This window comes from Pseudoalteromonas sp. SG41-2, assembly GCF_014164535.1.
GTDB lineage: Bacteria > Pseudomonadota > Gammaproteobacteria > Enterobacterales > Alteromonadaceae > Pseudoalteromonas > Pseudoalteromonas rhizosphaerae.
In genome coordinates this window covers 1-755 of record NZ_JACJFK010000101.1, presented here as the reverse complement: position 1 = coordinate 755, position 755 = coordinate 1, and the positions used below count along the sequence as shown (strand labels likewise).

The 755-nt window shown below is 40.8% G+C and carries 1 pseudogene; it reads left to right on the top strand.

Annotated elements, in window-relative coordinates:
* Window positions 1-672, top strand: a pseudogene (locus H5186_RS22620) (hypothetical protein); the annotation flags it as partial.
* Window positions 673-755 lie beyond the last annotated feature (83 nt).

The window sequence follows — 755 nt, the reverse complement described above, 5'->3', positions numbered from 1 at the left end:
TTTTTCTTAAACTTCAGCCCTATATTAGCGCGTTATATTCTACCTAAACGTGAAGTATATTTTGACCGTCAAAACCAAACAGTGAACTTTACGTGGTCGGTTGATAATGCCGAAAAAAATGAGCATGGCCATTCGACTTTTCCGTTCTCAGATATCGAGGCATTTTACGCTAAAGCGAACCATTCACAGGGCCATGGTGTGACCCATGCTATGTATATTGCCCATAAAGATTATGAAAACCACCATGGTGCATTTAGTGAAATACGGGTTAAAGACAACCCACAAAACCCAAACTACTGTAAGTATACATGGGAGCGCGTAGTGCGCTTTATGGACTTAAGTAAACGGCTCGTTGATTCACCAGAAATCGAGCCATTTCGTCATTTAGACCCGGTAACACATGAGTTTGATAAGCAAAATAACCGCCCTGAAAAGTACTGGCGTTTAATGAGCTACAAGCAGATGAAGCAAATAGAAGAACAGCTTGATGATGATATTTACCGCTTTAACTTTGACGGCGCTATCACCAATCCTAAACGCTGGGCAAATAAAGAAATCACCAAACCCTGGGAAAAGTGGCCAATAGATGAAAGCCTAAACAAACCAGACAACACACCGTATTGGAAACGACTGATGAAAACCCTTGCAATGCAAATTATTGCGGGTGTTTAAAAGTTATTGCTCTTTAACAATCAGAAAAGGAATTCAAACCTAGGCAGCATAAATGCTGTCTAGGTTTATTGGCACGTTGCTGG